Genomic DNA, 19,605 nt, shown 5'->3' with positions numbered 1-19,605 from the left:
CAACGGTTTTGGTTAAAGGAAGTAGCGTTTAGGGAAGAGCTAGCTTGTCGGTTTAACCAGGATTAATTTAGACTTCTAAAATATAGAATTTTAGCTAAACCCTAGCTATTTTCTTTAACCGATGTTACCAACTTTAGCGACACACCCGAGTAAGCAAGAGAGATTTGCCGTCCACCTTTTATAATTTTCTTCTTAGTCAGTCTTTTTCTTGTGAATTTTTAGGGTTTGAGCGAGCATTTATCTTCTAATTTTCTAGAGCCAGAGTGGGTAATGTATTATATTTTTTTGCTAAAATTACCTTCTAAAAGCTTTATTTAATTCTACGATTTTTAGTCCGCCAGACTGAGCTTTCGTTTTATTTTTTCTTCTCTTTTTACTAAAATCAATCTTTCAGCTTCACTTTTAAAAGTCCGCGTTCGAGTGAGTTTTTCTTATTAAAGCTCTCTTTCTCTGTCCGGAGCTATTGTTGGTAACGTAAAAGGTTATGATTCCGTTGCGTAGAAATTCGGCAGAATTTCGGAGTAGGAATTAGAACCGTGCAAGTACACAAAAACAATTGAATAAAAAACAACTAGCAATGGATTATAACCATTGTTGTACGTCTGTAAAAAAGGGCGTGCGTGAGGTACGAGGGCAAAAAAAAGAATAATTATTAAAAACTTAAAATATTATGAATATTAAAAAATACAAATACAATTACGACAATTATACAGCTAGTGTAGAATTTGAAGTGGATTTACATCTATTTGGAGAAAAGCAAGCAAAACAGACTTTAGATTTTTTCTCATGGGATGAAGAACCTGATTATGATAATAATCTTGTCGATGAAGTAATGTTGAAATACGCTCGAATGGCGATTATATTAGCTACTGAAAACAATCACAATACAAGAGGTGTGATTTCTGATTTTAACGAACAAGAAGGGTATTACAATGTAGACGGTAGTTTTGGCATCAAACTTTTATATGTTGAAGGGGTTCAAATCGAAGCAAGGTTATTAGAGTTAGAAGAGCCGTCCGAGTAAGTCGCCCTTTTTTATTGCGTACAACTCGTTATATCCTTCACAATATACTTATTTAATCAGAAATATTTCGGGATAAACGCAGGTTTTCATCACTTTTATCAGAATTTGATATGGCTTTTAAACTCACATCTAACGGACTCTTAATCTTCATCAGGTCTTTCTGGGTAACATGCGTATAAATCATAGTGGTTTCTGGTTTAGAATGTCCTAGTAAACTCTGTATATGCCGTAAATCTATTCCGTTTTCTAACATATGGGTGGCAAACGAATGCCGTAAAGTATGTGGCGTTACCCTTTTCTTAATATGAGCTAATTTGCAAGCATGATGCAAGGCCGCTCTTATACTCGAAGAACTGTAAGGACCGCCCTGCGGACTCTCTACAAAATAAGTTCTGGGCCGGTAGGTGCCCAGGTAGTTTAAAAGTAGCGGAATAAAACTTTCGGCCATAATTACTACCCGGTCTTTTCGGCCTTTTCCTGAACGTATGGTAATTTGTCTACGGTCTATATCTATATCTTTTTGCTGTAGGTTAATAGTTTCCCCAACTCTAAGCCCCGAAGAATATAACAAGGCAAAAACTGCCCGGTGCTTTAAATTTCTTGTGGCTCTTAAAAGGTCTATCACTTCTTCTTTAGAAAGCACTACCGGTAAATATTTGCTTTTTCTAGGACTCGAAATTTGCTCAGCTTCTAATTCGGGAAAACGATGTAAGGTGGCAAAATGCTTTAAAGCACTTACACATTGCCGGTGTGTACTGATAGCGTAATTTTTCCCGGCAATTTCTTTTTCAATAAAAAGCTCAATGCTACGATTGGTAATGGTATCTAAATTGTCTTTTTGAAATTCTAGAAACCGTTGTACAAAGGTGTTGTAGGTTTTTAAGGTACTTTTGCTTAATCGCTGTCCCAGCAAATAATTCTTAAATTCCTCCAGGATATCCAATTGTTGGGCATTTAAATTTGAAATTTTTTCCTCAGGCGCTGCTATTGCCGTTACTTTAAGATTTTTTAAGGCCGAATAATCTATAATAGACCCTATTTTTTTTAAATTATAATAAATACGTTTTTTATTGTTGACTGAATATGGTAAATAAAAGCAAGAATAGGTGCGGGACCAGCGCATGCCTGCCATATTTTTAATGAACTCATTGAGCTCAAAATCAAATTTGTAAGTGATTCCAATTTGTAGTTCGTCTCTATGGTGAAACGGAAAAAGCCTAATAGTTCTCATAAGTCTATTTTAAACAAATAAGAAACTAAATTAGTTGGGTGAAAACCCTGAAAATTACGAAGAAAACTTAGCGAAAAAGGTCTTTATATTCCATGAAAAAGTCCTCCATTTTCTCCATGTTATCATTTAAGAACTTCATGGCTTCAGGCCATTGGTTTCGGTTATGTATGCTAACATTATCTAGTTGCACATATACCCGGGAAATTACTTTTCCTTCCGGAAGTTCATAGGCTTCGTCAAAAATTGCTTCAGGTAAATATTCAGAAAGTAGAATATTTTTTAAAGAGAGCAGCTTTTCGAAATAATAGGCTCTAATTAGTGGGTCTTCATCCAAAACATCTATAGAAACCTGGGCAAATTTTCGGTGAAAAGTAAATTTTAGCTGAAGTTCTTTTATGCCGGTATTATAAAGTACCCATTTTCTTCGGAAAACAATACCAAAACTGGTCCAGAACTGTTGTCTTAATTTTTTACTTTCAGCTTTGCTAAACATAGTATACCAATTTAATTTTGTACAGTCGCATAGAAAGCAAAGTTGCTTTTTTGTTCTATGAGCAAGGAAATAGCGCGGAAAATGAACGAGTTTGAATGCGGCATTAGATTGTTAATTTGGTATTAGATAAAATAAGCCAGTAAAATACCACCAACAATTACCGCAAGTTTAGAAATATTGAATTTATGGTTTTTGGAAGCTTCAAATAGAATGGTGGTAGAAACGTGTAAAAAAATACCAATTACCAGGGCATTAATGTAAACTGAAAGGTCCTTAAATACACTAAATTCAGATTTAAAAAAGCTTCCTAAAGGTGTCATTAAAGCGAAAATTGCCAGGAAAACACCAACTTTTATCTTGCTTAAGTTAGAATGAATAAGGAAAACCGAAAGTATTGTGGCCACCGGAATTTTGTGTATTACAACGCCATGTAGTATATGGTCGCCTTCGTCCATAGGGAAGCCTTCTAAAAAGGCATGAATACTTAAACTTATTAAAAGCAGTATTGGGAATTTATTCATAGACTCCTGGTGGTGTAAGTGCCCATGTTCTACCCCTTTTGATACAAATTCCAGGATAATTTGTAATAGTAGCCCCAGCATGATAAAGATTCCCACTTCGTTTGTGCCGTTTAAATAAACCTCGGGCAACAATTCAAAAACAGTAACGGCCAATAAATAGGCACCACTAAAACTAAGTAGTAATTTAAACCCCGTAGAAGAGGAGGGATTTAAGAAAGTAGCAATAAGGTATCCGGCAAGAACAGAAACAAGGGGTAAAATATAGATCATTAATTACGTAAAAATATTATTAGAAAACCTAAGTCGTAAAAGCTTTTAGAATATTTCAGTATCCAAAGCCGGCAATACTATTATTCAGCAAAATTACCCTATTTTTGTGGACTGTAAAAAACCAATATGGAAAATAATTTTAAAATGATCGCCAAGACCATGTATGGTTTTGAGCCGGTTTTGGCTAAAGAACTTCTGGCTCTTGGCGCGATGGATATAAAAGAAGGAACCAGAAATGTAAGTTTTGTGGGAGATACCGGGTTTATGTATAAAGCCAATCTTTGCCTTAGAACTGCTATAAAAATCCTGAAACCTTACCGGAGTTTTAAAATATATTCTGAAGAAGATCTTTATAAGCAAATCTATGAGTTGCCCTGGGAGGATTTTATGGACGTAGACGATAGCCTGGCAATAGACGCTACGGTACATTCAGAAACGTTTACACATTCTAAATATATTTCCCTTAAAACAAAAGATGCTATTGTAGATCGCTTTCGCGATAAGTTTGGCAGGAGACCCAATGTAGACCTGGATTTCCCAACTTTGCGGCTTAATATTCATATTGAAAAGAATTTTTGCAATGTTTCTTTTGATTCCTCTGGCCAGTCGCTTCATAAACGTGGGTATAAATCGGCTACCAATATTGCCCCTATAAACGAAGTTTTAGCTGCCGGCCTGTTATTGCTTTCCGGTTGGGATGGGCAATCTGATTTTATGGATCCTATGTGCGGTAGTGGTACTATTTTAATTGAAGCCGCTATGATTGCCTGTAATATTCCTCCTAATTTAAACCGAAAGGAATTTGCGTTTGAACGTTGGAAAGATTGGGATGAAGATTTATTTGAAAAAATAGAAGCTTCGGTATTAAAAAAGATGCGGGAATTTCATTTTAATATCAAAGGTTACGATACTTCACCATCGGCAGTACATAAAGCCATAGATAATATTGAAAATGCAAATCTATCTGAATTTATAAAAGTAGAAAGACAGGATTTCTTTGCTTCACAAAAGGAAGGTGAGCGGCATTTGCATATGTTGTTTAATCCGCCTTATGGAGAACGATTGGAAATAGATATGCCAAAATTTTATAAAGAAATAGGAGATACCTTAAAGCAATCTTACCCAGGGACTGATGCCTGGTTTATAACTTCTAATCTTGAAGCAATAAAACACGTTGGCCTAAGGCCTTCCCGAAAAATAAAACTTTACAACGGTGCCCTGGAATCTAAGTTATTAAAATACCAGATCTACCAGGGATCAAAAAAGGCCAAGTTCCAGGAATAGGATTCGGGAATCGGGAGTGGTTGATTCGTTGCTTTGATGGGGAGATTGCTTCAGTTGTACCTCCTTTGCAATGACTTTGTTTCAAAAGGAATTGTCATTGCGAGACCCAATACAAAATTTGAAAAACGCTGGTATTGACGTTTCAAAGCAGCGCTTTGGAATCTTTTTCCGCAGTATAAGTTTTGTTTTGCGTGAAAAAATCTTGAAGCCTTGGAAAGATTTTAGCAAAACAAAACTGGTTTTCAGCTTTGCTGAAAAATACCTTGGAAAAAGCGCCTTTTCTTTTGTTTCGTTTTCTTTGGGCGAGCAAAGAAAATGAAAGTTAGGATGCTTAAAGTCTTTTGTTAAGTTGCTGTTATTTAGTAAATAACGTTAATGATAGCGACACCGGAGCACGGCAATCTCGCCCCGTCTTTGCGAGGAGCGCAGCAACGCGGCAATCTGTCGTTGGTTTTCGATCTGTCGATTCAAGTTTGTAAAACCAGTTAATGCAGTTTAATTTTCAATTCCCCTATTTCTTATAAAAAGGAATTAGATAACTAATAGTGTATCCATAACCAACTCCAATATTACTATCGTCGTAAGTACGGTTAAAACCGGGTATAGCCAGGTTGTCAAAATTATTTGGGGTAGACTGAAACAACCTGCGCTTTAATTGAACATTAACCGAGAGGTATAAATTATTCAATACTTCAACCTTAATCCCTGCAATTAATTCTATCCAGCTAGCGGTTAAACCGGAATATTCAATATTATCGGTTCTAATATCAGGTTCAAAAAAAGGATTAGTGGTGTATATTTGGTATTCTTCTACTTCCTGGGTAAAAGTGGCAAAACCATAGCGCGCACCTACAAAAATAAGATTCTGCATTCCGGTCCAGTTTTCGTAAGCATTGTAATCGGCTCCCAGTTTTATATAGCTTCCTCGGGAAGTTAGTCTAATATTGTCTTCTTCATAACCTATACTTTCATTACCCAATTCGGCTGCAGCATAGTAATTTTTATAAACCCTGTAATCTCCAAGAATTTCAAAACCTGAATAATCTTCCTGAAAAGCCGTTCTTGCCAGTTTACTAAGATCTGTGCCCACGCGTAATCCAAATTTTTCGCGCTTGGCAAGGCTATCCTTTACTGTTGTTTCCTGGCTAAATAGGGGAGAAGCCAAAAACAGAAAGGAAAGACTAATAAAATATACTAATATGTGCTTGTGTTTCATCTTCAATGTTGGGTTCTTCAATAATATAAGAATCAATCCATTGTCCCTCTTCACCGCCTTCAATGGTTAGCTTTAAACTATTATAAATTACTTTATAAGCACAGGCGCGGTTTATATATACCTCTTCGGTGCCGTAAGTAAATGTTAAGGTGTCGGTATTTGGCGTAAATTCATCATCTTCCTCTTCTTCGTTATCCGAATCAAAAATAGTGAAGGAATAGGTAGTGGCGTTTTGGTTTGTCCTTAAAGGAATTACAATACTATCCTGATTTATTCGTCTGTATAGGGTCTTAACAGAGTCGTTTACAATAGACCTGATGCTTAAATTGGTGGGCCTGGCAGGTTGATCACGATCACTTGCATCATAAAACCGCATGACCATCATTGGGGTGGTTTGCGTTGCTTCAGCGCATATATCGTCTCTTTGGCAGCTTGAAAAAAGCATTAGCAATCCACCGATTAAAAAGAGGTTTTTAAGATATTTTGTATTCATTTATTTTCTTTCTAAACAAACAACATTTTCTACGTGATGTGTTTGCGGAAACATATCTACCGGCTGTACTTTAGTTACTTTGTAATATTCGTCTAGCAAAGAGAGGTCTCGCGCCTGGGTAGCCGAATTACAACTTACATAAACAATACGCTCTGGCAATATACCAATTATTTGAGCAACTACATCTTTATGCATGCCGTCCCGGGGAGGGTCGGTAATAATAACATCGGGCTGGCCATGTGTATTGATAAAAGATTCAGAAAAAACCTTTTTCATATCGCCTACAAAAAACTCGGCGTTGTTAATCTGGTTTCGTTCCGCATTTTCTTTAGCATCTATAATAGCTTCAGGTACCACTTCAACACCCACTACCTTCTTTGCCTTTTTCGCCACAAATTGTGCAATGGTTCCTGTTCCGGTATAGAGGTCATAAACAATTTCGTCTCCCTGTAAATTAGCGAAATCGCGGGTTATTTTATAAAGTTCGTAGGCCTGCGCCGAATTGGTTTGGTAAAAAGACTTGGCGTTTATTTTAAACTGAAGTCCTTCCATTTGCTCAAAAATATGATCGCGACCTTTATAGCAAATTACTTCCTGATCGTAAATAGTATCGTTGCCTTTTTCATTGATCACGTACTGAAGCGAAGTGACCTCGGGAAACATTTCTGCTACCGCCTCTAATAGTAATTCACGCTTTTCCCTGTCTTCATAAAAAAACTGGATTAAAACCATAAGCTCACCGGTAGAGGAGGTCCTAATCATTAAAGTTCTTAAGAGGCCTTCCTGTTTACGGGCATTAAAGAAACTAAGCTTATTATCGGTTGCGAATTCTTTTACAAAGTTTCTAACAGCATTACTGGGATCTTCCTGTAGATGGCATTTTTTGATATCCAGGATTTTATCCCACATTCCTGGAATATGAAATCCCAGGGCATTCTTATTGTCAAAATCCTGTCCGCTGTTTATTTCCTCGGGGGTTAACCAGCGGCTATCGCTAAAAGAAAACTCCATTTTATTACGGTAAAAATAGATTTCCTTACTTCCTAAAATGGGAGTAACTTCAGGTAGGTCAACTTTCCCAACGCGAATAAGATTATTTAAAACTTCGTCCTGCTTATATTCCAGTTGATATTTATACTCCATATTTTGCCATTTACAGCCTCCACAAGTTCCAAAGTGCTGGCAAACAGGTTCTGTACGTTTATCTGAATATTGATGAAAATTTACAGCTGTTCCCTGGTAGTATGATTTTCTTTTTTTTGTAGTTTTAATATCGGCTATATCGCCGGGTACTACATTATCTATAAAGATTATTCGGCCATCTGGAGAGTTCCCGATTCCTTTTCCTTTTCCACCGGCACCGGTAACTTCAACGGCCTCAAATACCTTGTTTTTATTCCTTCTTCCCATAGCGCAAAAATAAGATAATTGTAAAGATTTATTCCCTGAGTTGCTTAAAATTTCGGCAAACATTTAGTAATTTGCCAAAACTTGAATTTTGGATGATTTCTCTCCCTTGCTGCCTGAGTTTTTAAATAATTGGGAGCAAAAGAAGGAATTGTGAAAATTAACAGTTAAAAATTAAATGAATGCCATTAACAGAAATTAAATCCTCAGAAGAAGCTATTAACCTGGAAGATAAACATGGTGCCCATAATTACCATCCGCTTCCTGCTGTTTTAAGCAAAGGGGAAGGAGTTCATGTTTGGGACGTAGAAGGAAAAAAATACTACGATTTCCTTTCTGCGTATTCCGCGGTAAACCAGGGCCATTGTCATCCTAAAATTGTAAATGCTATGTATGAGCAAGCCTCGAAATTAGCACTTACTTCCCGGGCTTTCCATAACGATGTGCTTGGTGCTTATGAGAAATATGCCACCGATTATTTTAAATTCGATAAACTTTTGCCCATGAATACAGGGGCAGAAGCTGTTGAAACCGCTATAAAAATTGCCAGAAAATGGGCCTATGAAAAGAAAGGGGTAAAAGAAACAGATGCACAAATTATTGTTTGTGAAAATAATTTCCACGGAAGAACCACTACCATAATTTCTTTTTCGAATGATGAAGGCGCCCGTAAAAATTTTGGGCCATATACCCCCGGGTTTATTAAAGTAGCTTATGACGATCCTGATGCACTGGAAAAAGCCATCACAGACAATGATAATATTGCCGGCTTTTTAGTAGAACCCATTCAAGGGGAAGCAGGAGTTTATACCCCGGCAGATGATTATATGAAAAAAGCCAAAGAAATTTGTAACAAGCACAATGTGCTTTTTATGGCCGATGAAATCCAAACGGGTATTGCCAGAACAGGTTCTTTACTGGCCGTTTGTGGAAATTGTACCTGCGAAGGCCACTGTGAGCGACAGGAAACTTATACAAGACCAGATATTTTGATATTAGGAAAAGCACTTTCCGGAGGTAACTACCCGGTATCTGCAGTACTGGCCGATGATGAGGTAATGAATGTAATTCAGCCCGGTCAACACGGCTCTACTTTTGGAGGAAACCCTGTAGCTGCTGCTACAGCCGTTGCTGCTTTAGATGTTGTGCGAGATGAAAAACTGGCCCTTAATGCCCGTAAACTGGGAAATCTTTTTAGAAGATTAATGAACGACTATATTAAGGATTCTAATATTGTAGAATTGGTAAGAGGTCGTGGGCTATTAAATGCCATTGTTATTAACGACTCAGAAGAAAGTTCTACCGCCTGGGATATTTGTATGGCTTTAAAAGAAAACGGACTTTTAGCTAAACCAACTCACGGGAATATAATTCGTTTTGCGCCACCACTGGTAATGAACGAAGAACAGCTTAAAGATTGTGTAGATATTATTATTTCTACATTAAAGGAATTTGAAAAGTAATTTTCTCTAGAATGCATAAAGAAAGAGGCTGTCTGAAAAGTTTATTCTCGTCAAGCTGAACTTGTTTCAGCTTCTAACATGTTTTTAATTACCAACATGTTAAATCCCCGATAAAGAATCGGGGCAGGCTCTGAAATAAATTCAAGATGAGGGTTTTAAAACCTTTTCAGACAGCTTCTTTTATGTTTTAAAATAGCTTGTAAAAGCTGATAATTTTTGGAAAATGAACTCTTTTTAAGCTTTATCCCGAATTTCTCTCGTAGTATGATAAAAGGCTTTTAGAACTTTTTAATGCAATTGTTTCTTATTCGATAATAGAGATTTTTATGGCTACTTATCGGCACTTTGAGCTGCAAAGGGCTAAGTCCTTAAGCCTCTTTATTTTTAACGTAAATAAGTTTAAACTTACTGTTTTGGTTGGTTCGTGATTCAATTTCAAATTTGTCTATAGAATGAATCATGGGGGTTAGTTTTTGAAAGCCGTAATTACGAGAATCAAAATTGGGTTGCTTTTTCTGGAGTAAACTTCCTACATCTCCCAAAAAAGCCCAGCCATCTTCATCGGCCACGTCTGAAATAGTTTGTGATATAAACCGAATAACCTTGGGTGTGATCTTGTCAACATTTTTCTTTTTGGAAGCTTTCCCACCCTTACCGTTATTTTGATCGCTATCTTCTTTATCTGTATTCTTTAAAATTTCAATATAAATGAATCTGTCGCATGCTACAATAAATGGTTCAGGGGTTTTCTTTTCGCCAATACCAATCACATTTTTGCCTGCTTCGCGCAGCCTTGTTGCCAATCTTGTAAAATCGCTATCACTGGAAACCAGGCAGAACCCATCTACTTTATCTGAATATAAAATATCCATCGCATCAATGATCATGGCCGAATCTGTTGCGTTTTTTCCCTGAGTATAGCCGTATTGTTGAATAGGATTAATAGCATTTTCTAGCAGTACATTTTTCCATTTTGCTAAATGGGGTTTCGTCCAGTCACCGTAAATTCGCTTAATCGTTGGATTGCCGTATTTGGCAATTTCTTCCATCATTTCTTTTATATAGGCCGAAGGGATATTATCGCCATCAATTAGTACCGCGAGGTTAGTTTCCATAGAGTTTTATTTGAGGTAAATATACTTGTTTTACTCGATAATCGAGGTTTATCCCAATCGTTTTCGGGACTTCGAGGCTGGTCTCGAAATAATAAAATATTTTCATTTAATTGCTACCTGGCTTGCCCCGATTTAATTTATACAAAAAAGAGGCTGTCTGAAAAGTCTATTCTCGTCAAACTGAACTTGTTTCAGCTTCTAACATGTTTTTAATTACCAACATGTTAGATCCCCGATAAAAAATCGGGGCAGGCTCTGAAATAAATTCAAGATGACGGTTTTAAAACCTTTTCAGAAAGCTTCTTCCTTAATTGACTTACTTTATTGGCACCGCCAAAGGGTATAATACCTAAGGCTTGCCTCGAAATTAAAAATTTGTTTCCAACGAATGCCTCGTGGGCTTGCCCCGAGGTAGTTTACTAATTAAAACCTATAAAGTGCATTCATTTTTGAATTCTTATCTGGCATTTGTGCTTCCGGTATAAGAAACACATGTCCACCTTGTTTTAGAACTTCCCTGGCACCCCAATTCATCAATGAATAATTTCCTTCTTTTTGTGCATCATCAATAGTAACGTTCATATTATCGGAATTATAGGTCCCCCAAATTTCACTTCGGTTTTCCAGAAACAGGCTGTCTACTTTTCCCTGTTGAATTGCAGGAAGAATATCGGTAACTGAAGCTCCGGTAGTATCGGTATTGTTCAGTTCATTAAATTTTTTAATTCTTTCCTTCTTTATCTTTTCCAGTTCAGGTTCTAAAACCTGTACGGCTTTCTCGTGTAATCCAAGCATATCACTCTCTGATGGGTTACCCGGAATCACTGTTTTGATTAGATGCTTATAGGTATTCACTTTTTCGTAAATAGGAAATAAATAATCTTGGGTAGCCACTACCAACGGAACGCTTTCACTATTTAACACCGTTTCCAGACCTTTGTCTATAGCTCTAAAATATTTGTTGATTTCTTCTTTGCGTACTTCATCACTAGTACCTCCATGCCCGTGGAAAATGGTGTTTTCCCCACCTGAATTTTGAGTTTTAAAATCCAGGTGTTTCTGTTTATAATCAAAACCTACCCTTTCTTCCAATTTGGAAGGAACAAGATCATCTACCACCACTTTACCTATACTATATCTTGTTGCCTCATAAAGCGCTACATCTTCCAACTGAAGTGCCAGCACATAAAAGCGGCTGTCTTCATTAAACATGGGAACCAATGGCTTTATATAAAACTCTTCCGAAATATAAGTATGCGCATCAAAATTTACGGGAAGTGTGTATTTTTCAAAAAAACCTTCTGCCGCAAAAATTGCCAGACCGTCGCTTTGGTGTCGCCAAAAAGTTTTTTCATTGAGTAAAGCTTTAATAGGTTCTCCTATTTTTTCAATCTTACTTTCAGGTACCGCTTTTTCTTTTAGTTTTGTAGCGACTTCTTTCCATAGGGATTTTAGATGTGTTTTATTTTTTTCTTCCAAAACTTCCTTGCCTGCACGTTGGGTAGGAATAAAAATAGAGACACAGGTAGTGTCTTTTACGTTGGTTAATTGCTCCAAATCCTTTTCATTTATCAAACTCATAATATCATTATTTTGGTTAATTACTAATGAATATAAGTTGATTTTAATGGACCCCAATAGGATTTAGCAGCGCTTTAACGCTAAATCTTTCTTAAAGAATTTTATTCATATTCCACATTTGGTTCTACGTGAATAAGAACATCAAAAATTTCGGGAAGGTGGGTGAGAAGCTCGTTTTTTACCCGGTGGGCAATATCATGTCCCTCTTTAACACTAATGTGTGCATTTACAATAATATGAAGGTCTACATGGTAAATCATTCCTGTTTTTCTAACATAGCATTTTTCGGTATCTAAAACTCCGGGCACCTTAATACTTACTTTACGAATATCGGCAATCATATCATCATACATATGTTCGTCCATAATTTCTCCCAGGGCAGGCCTTAGAATAAGATAAGCGTTATAAATAATAAAGCCAGAGGCAAATAGAGCCGCCCAATCGTCTGCGGTTTCATAGCCCTTTCCCATAAAAAGAGCTATAGAAATGCCTATAAAGGCCATTAAAGAAGTAATTGCATCGCTACGATGGTGCCAGGCATCAGCCTTTAAAGAAGTGCTTTTGGTTTCGGTTCCTTTTTTAGAGACTTTTCTGTAAAAATATTCTTTAATAATTACAATTGCTCCCAGTACTATAAGCGTATAGGGTTCCGGTACTTTATGCGGAGTTTTTATATGCTGAATACTCTCGTAAGCAATTACAGTTGCTGAAACTATTAAAAAACCTACCACGGCAAAAGTCATAAGGGGTTCAGCTTTTCCGTGACCATAGGGGTGATTTTCATCGGGTGGTTTACTGGAATATTTGAGCCCCAATAAAACCAGAAACGATGAGAATACATCAGTGGTAGATTCTATGGCGTCGGCAATAAGGGCATATGAGTTTCCAAATATTCCGGTTACAAATTTAGCGACGGCCAGTACAGCATTTCCTAAAATGCTGAGCCAGGATGCTTTTATCGCTTCATTTGTGTTTTGGTTCATAGAAAGCATTTTATTAGAAATGTAAATTTAAAAGTAATAATATGATTTCCCGGAATAATTGAACTTTAAAATGTTTAGAAAGCCGTTTATGTTTACCACCAAACTACAAACAAACGCTCATAATTGTTCCCCGGTTTTTTTATCCATAATAATGGTGCTTTTTTATTACTAAGCACTATTTCTATCTGTTTTATTATTTCTGAATGGCTAAACCAGGTTGTGCCGTGTTTTGGCAATATAGGCCAATCTTGTTTTTTAGGCGCATAATAATTAAAATCTCGATAAGCAGAGGTATTAAAATCTTTAAAATGCAACCAGGTACCGGTTATACAGCTATTGTTTACTTCCGGAAGTTGTTTAAATTGAAATTCCCTGGGAACAAAAAGATTTGCCTTAAAACAAGTTTGTTGAATAATTTCTTCTGATTTTAAATTTAGGCCTTCCAAAAGATTTTCTGTTTCGGGTCTAAACAGTAAAGGAAACTGTTTTTCCTTTAGCTTTTTAATTTTTTGCAAAAGACTGTCTTTTCGGTTTGGGCCAATCCAACGCTCAGCTTCTATGGAAAAAGAAGGATCGTAAACATAGAATTTGTAAACCATTTCTATGTGATACACATACTTTTGTGTAAGCTCTTTTAGTAGAAAATCGAGTTCCCCCAGGGTGATTTTGTCCCGACTTACCTGAATGTTCCCGGCCAGTAAATTGTAAGTTGGGTTCTGCTGAATAATCCATTCAAAAAATCGCTCAACACGTTTACCCATTACAAAATTTTCTGCAAGAGAAGGCAGTTGTGCTATTGTAGGTTTTTGTTGAGAGGCATTTACTTCGGGTAATTGAAACTGTTTTATTTCCTGAAAATCTTTTTTCCATAAAGGAGGTGTATTTAAGAAACCTTCAAATTGTTTTGCGATACGATTTTGCATTATAAAATTTTAGATTAACTGCTTTTACTAATCGAAAATATACATTTACTAAAGCTGTAACCAATAATAATTAAAAAGCTTTATATGCTAGACGCTGTAAGTTTAAACTATTAAAAACCCCCAAACTTCTTGTCGTTATTACTACTATAGACCTTTATTGATATGAAGCTCAGTATTTATGAATATACTTCATTGAAATAACACTATTTGAATAAGATTTATAAGAACCTGATCTCCCTCATATTAATTAAAAAGTAACTGAAATATTTTTGTAAAAAATTACATTGTCTATGTCGTTGAACCTAATAAGTAAATATAATGTGCCGGGACCAAGGTACACAAGTTATCCTACCGTTCCTTACTGGGAAGACAATAGCTTTTCTATGACTGCCTGGAAAGAAAGTTTAAAGCGTAGTTTTAGCGAGAATAAAGAAGTTAGCCTGTACATTCATTTACCTTTTTGTGAGAGTTTATGTACTTTTTGCGGCTGTAACAAGCGAATTACAAAAAAGCACGAAGTAGAGTCTCCTTATATTGAAACCCTTTTACTAGAGTGGGACCTTTATCTGGAAATTCTTGGAGAAAAGCCCACAATTAGAGAGGTACACCTTGGCGGGGGGACTCCCACTTTTTTTGCTCCTGAAAATCTTAAGTTCTTATTAAATATGATTTTCCGAAAAGCCAATCGGGATTGTGATACCGAATTAAGTTTTGAAGGCCACCCCAACAATACAACTAAAGCACATTTAGAAATGTTTTCAAAATTGGGTTTTAAACGTGTAAGTTATGGGGTGCAGGATTATAGCGAAAAGGTGCAAAAGGCAATTCATAGAATCCAACCCTTTGAAAATGTAAAGAAAACTACAGAAGAGGCCCGGAAAGCCGGTTTCACCTCTGTGGGGCACGATATTATTTTTGGTTTACCCTTCCAAACCAAGAAAGATATTATTGAAACCATAGAAAAAACAAAATTGCTAATGCCAGATCGTATTGCTTTTTATAGTTATGCACATGTACCCTGGATAAAAGGAAATGGGCAACGCGGCTTTAAAGATTCAGACCTTCCAGTTGCAGATGTAAAGCGCGAGATGTATGAAATAGGCAAGCAAATGCTGGAAGACGCCGGTTATGTAGAAATTGGGATGGACCATTTTGCATTAAAAACAGATTCTCTTTACAAAGCTTTGCAAGAAAAAAAATTACATAGAAACTTTATGGGTTATACCACATCTTCGGGAGCTTCCATGATTGGTCTAGGCGTCTCGGCCATAAGTGATAGTTGGTATGGCTTTGCACAAAATGAAAAATCGGTAGAAGCTTATCAAAGTCTTATTGCTGAAGGAATTATTCCTGTTTTTCGCGGTCATATTTTGAGTGAGAAGGATTTGGTGATACGAAAGCACATTCTAAATTTAATGTGCCATTTGGAAACCAATTGGGTGTCTTCTGATGATTATTTTGAAGAATTACCTGAGGTTCTTGCTAAATTGCGGGAAATGGAAGCCGACGGACTTGTAAACTTTTTTGATAAGGGATTAACGATTCCGGAAAAAGGGAGACCATTTGTGCGTAACCTTTGTATGGCTTTTGATTTAAAAATGCAGGCCAGAAAACCTGATACACAACTTTTTTCAATGACGGTTTAAATTTAAGTGTTAAAACCGAAATGTAATACCTCGCGGAAAGTCCGCGAGGTATTTAAATATAAGTTTGGTGTAGTAAAATACTAGAGGTTTCAGAAAAAAGTCCGTTATGAGATTTCTTAACGGACTTTTCATTTAAAAAAAACTGTGTTAGGAATAATTTTTTTAGTTGGAAATACTAAATATTATCCTCTTTTGAAATTCATTTTCGAATAAAAGCTTTGTTCCATAATCGATATTTACCCCAGTAATTAGCGGTTCTCTGAGATTTAGGCTTTAATTCAAGAGAATTTGTATAATACCCGGTTTATTAAAAGTGACTTTACTTTTTGTCTTTACCGCCGTTTATCATATTTAAAACAATAAGAATTAGGCCGACGCAAACAACGCCAAAAATAGCAATAAGAAAACTTCCCATTTCCCAATTTACCAATGCAATTGTGTTTAATAGTTTCATAATCAGTGTGTTTTGGTTAGTGGCAACTTTGTGTTGCAGTAATTTCCGGAGTTATTTCCATAGGGGAGAGGTAAGGAATTCCAAGCCCCATTCCTCTAAGAATAAACAGCAGCCCCATAAGAATTACAAAAACAGGAACCGCTTTTCTAATTTTAGATCTAATATTGAGGTTTATAAAATTCCCCAGATAGATGGCGGTGGTCATTAACGGGATTGTTCCAAGCCCAAAGAGAGCCATATATAAGCTGCCTTCTAGAGCGGTTCCCGAAGCCATAGCGCCAAAAACCGCCATGTACACCAGTCCGCAGGGGAGGAAGCCGTTTAGAAAACCAATGGTATAAAAAGTGTCTGGTGATTTTTGCTTTAATTGTTTGCCAAGATTGCTTTTTATTTTTGAGACAATTTTAAAAATTTGTTTTGATCCATTATACCTGGTAAACTTTTTATAAGGGAGAAGGATCACCAAAATCATTAAAGCTCCTACCAGGATCGAAAGTTGCTGCTGAAGCCCAAAAAGGCTAAAGCTTTTGCCAAGTAACCCAAATAAAAGCCCAATAATAGCATACGAACTTAGGCGGCCAAAATGATATAGGGAAATTTGCCCAAGCTTTTTAGCATTGTTTTTATGATCTACCGGCAATAAAAATGCTATAGGACCACACATTCCTACGCAATGAAAACTTCCCAGAAGCCCAAATATTAGTGCCGAGATTAACATTTAATAAACTATTTCGTTTTTGTATAAATACGGTGTATTCTCGTATTCCCAATGAATGTTAATGTTCCATCTGCCATCTACTAACTGCTCATCTTTTATAAAAATCTGATAAGATGTTAGTTTTAAAGGTATATTAAAATCTAATTTTTGATTAGATGGTCGATAAAAATGAAGGTTTCCTGAGATTTTTGAAAGTTCCAGGTTTTTAGGGAATTCTATAAGCCAACCCCCTTTAACCCTTCTGTCCTTAATGTTTTCTTCTAGCGAAAAAGCATTGGTTTCGGCATCAATTTCCTCCTGATAATGTAGTTCTTCCTGATAATATTCTTCAGTCACCAAGTCGTGATCAAACTTCGAATCAGTAAGCATGTTTATCACTAAATACATAATGAAACTTATAAAAAGTGCCATACCAATAACAATTCCTGTTCCCCAATTAAATTTCATAAATTCCTTTTTTTAGTTAAAACTACGAGGTCCCATAAACATAGTGCTGGTAGTTTCTATTAAACGATCACCGCTGTAAATACCAATTTTTAATTTTTCCTTTTCATCTTCCAAAGCAGCAGTGTGAATTTCTATAAACAAGGTACCTTCAGTTAATTCCTGTCCGGGTACTGTAATATTTGATTGTTTTACCGGTTTTATTTCCCCCTGGTGCGATAATAACTTAAACTCGATATTCTCAAAATCTGCTGTTGTTTTATTCACTAGTTTATAGGTGAAAACATTGCTTACAATATTATCGGCCTTTTTTTCATATAACTGTCCCGGTAACCTTAATATTCTGGCTTCGACCTCACTTCTAATAAATAACATTCCCATCAGGACAGCGGTTAGAATTCCCAAAACTATGCTATAGCCTTTTAATCTTGCAGTAAATTTAAATTTGGCCTTCTTTTCAATATTTTCTTCACTGGCATATCTAATTAAGCCTTTAGGCAGATCTACCGCCTCCATCATATCGTCGCAGGCATCTATACATGCAGTGCAGTTTATACACTCCAGTTGGGTACCGTTTCTAATATCTATTCCTGTAGGACAAACCTGTACGCATTGAAAACAGTCTATGCAATCACCTTTTCTGGTGGCGGCCCTATCTTCGTTCTTTTTAAACTTTGCCCTGCCTTTTTCTTTTTCTCCGCGTTTATGATCATAGGCAACAACTATAGATTTATTATCTAGCAATACACCTTGAAGCCTACCGTAGGGACAGGCAATAACGCAAACCTGCTCTCTAAACCAGGCAAAAACAAAATAGAAAACAGCAGTAAATATTAATAGCGATATAAAAGTGCTTAAATGGTTAAATGGGCCATCGGTTACATATTGTATAAGACGGTCACTTCCCATTAAATAGGCTAAAAAAACATTTGCTATTAGAAATGAAATTATAAAGAATATAAACCATTTTAGGCCACGTTTTCTTATTTTTTCAGCATTCCATTTTTGTTTTTCTAAACGTATTTGTTTTCCGCGGTCTCCTTCAATCCAGTATTCAATCCTGCGGAATACCATTTCCATAAAAATGGTTTGTGGACAAAGCCAACCGCAAAAAATCCTACCAAAGGCGACGGTAAAAAGAATGATAAAAACCACTCCAAGTACCATCATTATTACGAAAATATGAAAGTCTTGTGGCCAAAAAGGAAATCCAAAAATATTGAAACGCCTTTCCAGGATATTGAACATTAAAAACTGATTGCCGTTTATTTTTACAAATGGAGCGGCAAAAAGAAAAATGAGCAATACATAACTTACATATTTTCTATACTCGTAAAACTTACCTGATGGTTTTTTAGGAAAAACCCATAGTCTTTTACCCTCGTCGTCTGCCGTGGCTATTTTATCCCTGAATTTTTCTTTATTATCCAAAACCTACGTATATAACTATTTTACTTATTCTGTTTCAGGCTCCCAAATTTCACCCTCTGGTGCTTTTGCATTGGGAGGGTTGGTTCCTTCCAGGCTTATAACATAACTGGAAACCTGGGCAATTTCCTGGGCACTCAATTCAGATTTCCAGGCTACCATTCCTTTCCCGTCACGGCCTCCTTCAGATACTGTTTGAAAAACATTGCTAATACCACCTCCCAATATCCAGTGTTTATCGGTAAGGTTTGGGCCAATACTACCACCACCATCGGCTTTATGGCAGGCCATACAGCTGGTCATAAATATTTGTTCTCCTGCTTCAAGATCAGAAGCCTCGGTTAAGAGTTCTACCGAAGAAGCATCTATAAGATCTGGATTCGCTTTTTTGTAAGCTTCAATTTCCTCTTTTGCCTGGGCTACCTCGGCAAGGTATTCTTCTGCCTGAGTTTCTCCATCAAAAATGTGGTAATATCCCATATAAACAAATGCGAAAATGATACTCACGTAAAAGCCATATAGCCACCAGGAGGGAAGATCGTTGTCCAGTTCTTTGATACCATCATAATTATGATCCAGAAGAATTTCATCTTCTTTTTCCATAGGTTTCTGGTTCAGCATCTTTTTATATAATCTCTTTATACCCGAAAATTGCTTTTCTGAATCTTCAGCTTTAAGATTTTTATAGCGTTCCTGTGCATCTGGCTTTAAACTGCGGAAAACCATATTCTCCAAAGCCGTAACTGAAACTTCTATAGCGATAGCAATTACCAGTACAATGGCAAGAATGCCCCAAATAACCGGATATTGTTGAAATGCCCAGTCGGTTTCTGCCTCTATGGTTAATTCTATTAAAACCAAGGCAAGGATTAAGAATCCAGCTATTCTTAAATATGAGTTATTTTTCATAG

Annotated in this window: 20 protein-coding genes; 5 read left to right on the top strand and 15 right to left on the bottom strand. The window is 36.4% G+C overall.

Going from position 1 to position 19,605, the window contains the following annotated elements:
• Nucleotides 1–670: 670 nt before the first annotated feature.
• Nucleotides 671–1,024 carry a DUF2528 family protein gene (locus tag I6U50_RS15055; RefSeq protein WP_198639447.1) on the top strand — a complete coding sequence of 118 codons (354 nt, stop codon included), beginning with the start codon at nucleotides 671–673 and terminating at the stop codon, nucleotides 1,022–1,024.
• 52 nt (nucleotides 1,025–1,076) lie between these two features.
• Here the strand turns inward: I6U50_RS15055 and xerA are convergent, their stop codons facing one another.
• The 3 genes from xerA to I6U50_RS15040 all read right to left on the bottom strand — a co-directional run bounded on the left by xerA (nucleotide 1,077) and on the right by I6U50_RS15040 (nucleotide 3,539).
• A complete protein-coding gene (gene xerA / locus I6U50_RS15050) occupies nucleotides 1,077–2,255 on the bottom strand; it encodes a site-specific tyrosine recombinase/integron integrase (protein ID WP_198639446.1) in 1,179 nt (392 codons plus the stop codon).
• Between the two features lie 67 nt (nucleotides 2,256–2,322).
• On the bottom strand, nucleotides 2,323–2,748 hold the full coding sequence (locus I6U50_RS15045; RefSeq protein ID WP_198639445.1) for a DUF4268 domain-containing protein: 426 nt from the start codon (nucleotides 2,746–2,748) through the stop codon (nucleotides 2,323–2,325).
• A 122-nt stretch (nucleotides 2,749–2,870) separates the two neighbouring features.
• Complete coding sequence (locus tag I6U50_RS15040; protein ID WP_193709411.1) at nucleotides 2,871–3,539, bottom strand: ZIP family metal transporter; 669 nt, start codon at nucleotides 3,537–3,539, stop codon at nucleotides 2,871–2,873.
• 126 nt (nucleotides 3,540–3,665) lie between these two features.
• Here I6U50_RS15040 and I6U50_RS15035 point away from each other — a divergent pair, with 126 nt between their 5' ends.
• Both I6U50_RS15035 and I6U50_RS15030 read left to right on the top strand, forming a co-directional pair.
• Nucleotides 3,666–4,823 carry a THUMP domain-containing class I SAM-dependent RNA methyltransferase gene (locus I6U50_RS15035; RefSeq protein ID WP_198639444.1) on the top strand — a complete coding sequence of 386 codons (1,158 nt, stop codon included), beginning with the start codon at nucleotides 3,666–3,668 and terminating at the stop codon, nucleotides 4,821–4,823.
• Nucleotides 4,824–4,941: 118 nt separating this feature from the next.
• Nucleotides 4,942–5,142 carry a hypothetical protein gene (locus tag I6U50_RS15030; protein ID WP_198639443.1) on the top strand — a complete coding sequence of 67 codons (201 nt, stop codon included), beginning with the start codon at nucleotides 4,942–4,944 and terminating at the stop codon, nucleotides 5,140–5,142.
• A gap of 192 nt (nucleotides 5,143–5,334) precedes the next feature.
• Here I6U50_RS15030 and I6U50_RS15025 read toward each other — a convergent pair whose 3' ends face one another.
• From I6U50_RS15025 to rlmD, 3 genes are read right to left on the bottom strand one after another with little or no spacing between them, the layout of a single operon-like run.
• A complete protein-coding gene (locus tag I6U50_RS15025; RefSeq protein WP_198639442.1) occupies nucleotides 5,335–6,039 on the bottom strand; it encodes a DUF6048 family protein in 705 nt (234 codons plus the stop codon).
• Nucleotides 6,005–6,532 (bottom strand): DUF6452 family protein, encoded by a 528-nt coding sequence (locus tag I6U50_RS15020; protein ID WP_198639441.1) that lies wholly within the window; start codon nucleotides 6,530–6,532, stop codon nucleotides 6,005–6,007. The genes I6U50_RS15025 and I6U50_RS15020 overlap by 35 nt, the downstream gene beginning before the upstream one ends.
• Nucleotides 6,533–7,942: a 23S rRNA (uracil(1939)-C(5))-methyltransferase RlmD gene (gene rlmD, locus I6U50_RS15015; RefSeq protein WP_198639461.1), complete on the bottom strand. Its 1,410-nt coding sequence runs from the start codon at nucleotides 7,940–7,942 to the stop codon at nucleotides 6,533–6,535.
• 179 nt (nucleotides 7,943–8,121) lie between these two features.
• Between rlmD and rocD the strand changes: the two genes are divergently transcribed.
• Nucleotides 8,122–9,402 carry an ornithine--oxo-acid transaminase gene (gene rocD, locus I6U50_RS15010; protein ID WP_198639440.1) on the top strand — a complete coding sequence of 427 codons (1,281 nt, stop codon included), beginning with the start codon at nucleotides 8,122–8,124 and terminating at the stop codon, nucleotides 9,400–9,402.
• 368 nt (nucleotides 9,403–9,770) lie between these two features.
• Here the strand turns inward: rocD and I6U50_RS15005 are convergent, their stop codons facing one another.
• The 4 genes from I6U50_RS15005 to I6U50_RS14990 form a co-directional block, all read right to left on the bottom strand.
• Nucleotides 9,771–10,517 (bottom strand): NYN domain-containing protein, encoded by a 747-nt coding sequence (locus I6U50_RS15005; RefSeq protein WP_193709416.1) that lies wholly within the window; start codon nucleotides 10,515–10,517, stop codon nucleotides 9,771–9,773.
• A gap of 423 nt (nucleotides 10,518–10,940) precedes the next feature.
• Complete coding sequence (locus I6U50_RS15000; protein ID WP_198639439.1) at nucleotides 10,941–12,098, bottom strand: baeRF7 domain-containing protein; 1,158 nt, start codon at nucleotides 12,096–12,098, stop codon at nucleotides 10,941–10,943.
• Nucleotides 12,099–12,199: 101 nt separating this feature from the next.
• Entirely contained in the window at nucleotides 12,200–13,081 is an 882-nt protein-coding gene (locus I6U50_RS14995) for a cation diffusion facilitator family transporter (RefSeq protein WP_193709418.1), read from the bottom strand.
• Between the two features lie 92 nt (nucleotides 13,082–13,173).
• Nucleotides 13,174–14,004 (bottom strand): DUF1853 family protein, encoded by an 831-nt coding sequence (locus I6U50_RS14990; RefSeq protein ID WP_198639438.1) that lies wholly within the window; start codon nucleotides 14,002–14,004, stop codon nucleotides 13,174–13,176.
• Nucleotides 14,005–14,294: 290 nt separating this feature from the next.
• On the opposite strand from I6U50_RS14990, the gene hemN reads away from it, so the two are divergent.
• Nucleotides 14,295–15,650: an oxygen-independent coproporphyrinogen III oxidase gene (gene hemN, locus I6U50_RS14985; protein ID WP_198639437.1), complete on the top strand. Its 1,356-nt coding sequence runs from the start codon at nucleotides 14,295–14,297 to the stop codon at nucleotides 15,648–15,650.
• A gap of 319 nt (nucleotides 15,651–15,969) precedes the next feature.
• Here the strand turns inward: hemN and I6U50_RS16035 are convergent, their stop codons facing one another.
• The 5 genes from I6U50_RS16035 to I6U50_RS14965 are packed head-to-tail and all read right to left on the bottom strand — an operon-like array spanning nucleotide 15,970 to nucleotide 19,603.
• Nucleotides 15,970–16,104 carry a hypothetical protein gene (locus I6U50_RS16035; protein ID WP_262894739.1) on the bottom strand — a complete coding sequence of 45 codons (135 nt, stop codon included), beginning with the start codon at nucleotides 16,102–16,104 and terminating at the stop codon, nucleotides 15,970–15,972.
• Nucleotides 16,105–16,120: 16 nt separating this feature from the next.
• Nucleotides 16,121–16,822, bottom strand: a complete 702-nt coding sequence (locus tag I6U50_RS14980) for a sulfite exporter TauE/SafE family protein (RefSeq protein WP_198639436.1) — start codon at nucleotides 16,820–16,822, stop codon at nucleotides 16,121–16,123.
• Nucleotides 16,823–17,269 (bottom strand): FixH family protein, encoded by a 447-nt coding sequence (locus I6U50_RS14975; protein WP_193709423.1) that lies wholly within the window; start codon nucleotides 17,267–17,269, stop codon nucleotides 16,823–16,825.
• Nucleotides 17,270–17,281: 12 nt separating this feature from the next.
• On the bottom strand, nucleotides 17,282–18,697 hold the full coding sequence (gene ccoG, locus I6U50_RS14970) for a cytochrome c oxidase accessory protein CcoG (RefSeq protein WP_198639435.1): 1,416 nt from the start codon (nucleotides 18,695–18,697) through the stop codon (nucleotides 17,282–17,284).
• A gap of 24 nt (nucleotides 18,698–18,721) precedes the next feature.
• Nucleotides 18,722–19,603: a cbb3-type cytochrome c oxidase N-terminal domain-containing protein gene (locus I6U50_RS14965; protein WP_198639434.1), complete on the bottom strand. Its 882-nt coding sequence runs from the start codon at nucleotides 19,601–19,603 to the stop codon at nucleotides 18,722–18,724.
• Nucleotides 19,604–19,605: the final 2 nt, after the last annotated feature.

Source organism: Salegentibacter maritimus (assembly GCF_016236975.1).
In the GTDB taxonomy this organism is placed as follows: domain Bacteria; phylum Bacteroidota; class Bacteroidia; order Flavobacteriales; family Flavobacteriaceae; genus Salegentibacter; species Salegentibacter maritimus.
Note: the sequence above shows the minus strand (reverse complement) of the source record. Positions and strands in the feature narration are given on the sequence as shown.